This window comes from Streptococcus jiangnanensis (assembly GCF_040888325.1).
Lineage (GTDB): Bacteria > Bacillota > Bacilli > Lactobacillales > Streptococcaceae > Streptococcus > Streptococcus jiangnanensis.
This window is the reverse complement of record NZ_JBFNFF010000015.1, coordinates 1-1,095: the sequence shown is the minus strand read 5'-3', so window position 1 is coordinate 1,095 and position 1,095 is coordinate 1. Positions and strand designations below refer to the sequence as shown.

General features: G+C 36.8%; 1 protein-coding gene. It reads left to right on the top strand.

Features of this window, described 5'->3' with window-relative positions:
- The first annotated feature begins 247 nt into the window (after positions 1-247).
- Entirely contained in the window at positions 248-916 is a 669-nt protein-coding gene (locus tag AB2B49_RS09145; protein WP_049504910.1) for a TenA family protein, read from the top strand.
- Positions 917-1,095: the final 179 nt, after the last annotated feature.

Sequence of the window (1,095 nt, the reverse complement as noted above, 5' to 3'; positions counted from 1 at the left end):
TGGCGAAGGGAAATGTGAAAAGGTTTTTTTCGTATGTTGAAAAGAACTGTCTAATCTTGTAAGGTAAACTCTAATTCTCGTTTGTAATTGGAGTTTTTTTTGTTTATACAAACTGGATAGGCTTGTTTAGGTAGCTCTCTGCAAATGCCCTCGATGTTCTTTAAAAGTATCAAGTGGAATTACGATTTTGCTTGGTATCTCTTGATATTTTATTGATTACTAAGGAGTAAAGAAAGGAAAAATAAATATGGAAACACAAGACTATGCATTTCAGCCAGGTTTGACTGTTGGAGAATTATTAAAAAGCAGTCAGAAGGATTGGCAGGCTGCAATCAATCATCGTTTTGTTAAGGAACTTTTTGCGGGGACAATTGAGAATAAGGTCTTAAAAGACTACCTGATTCAAGATTATCATTTCTTTGATGCCTTCTTATCAATGCTGGGTGCCTGTGTAGCTCACGCAGACCAGCTTGAATCCAAACTTCGTTTTGCCAAGCAATTAGGCTTTCTTGAAGCAGATGAAGATGGTTATTTCCAAAAGGCTTTCAAAGAGTTAAATGTAGCAGAGCATGACTATCTAGAAGTGAACTTGCACCCTGTAACAAAAGCGTTTCAGGATCTAATGTATTCTGCTGTGTCTTCATCAGACTATGCTCATCTTTTGGTCATGCTGGTCATTGCAGAAGGTCTCTATTTAGACTGGGGTTCTAAAGATTTGGCTCTACCTGAAGCCTATATTCATTTGGAATGGATCAATCTCCACAGAGGTCCTTTCTTTGCAGAGTGGGTTCAATTTCTGGTTGACGAACTCAATCGTGTCGGGAAAAATCGAGAAGATTTGACAGAACTTCAGGAACGCTGGAATCAAGCAGTTGCTTTAGAATTAGCCTTTTTTGATATCGGTTATGAATTATAGGACAGATTCAATACTTTTATGTAGATTAAAAGAATGAACAAACAAACTATATAAATATATTTTCCGGTCAAATATCTTGCTAGGGCTTTCAATTTCTGTTATACTGGTCCAGTAATAAAATAATAAAGACATTTGGGGTGCTTTAGGCTGAGATGATACCCATTGAACCTGATACAGTT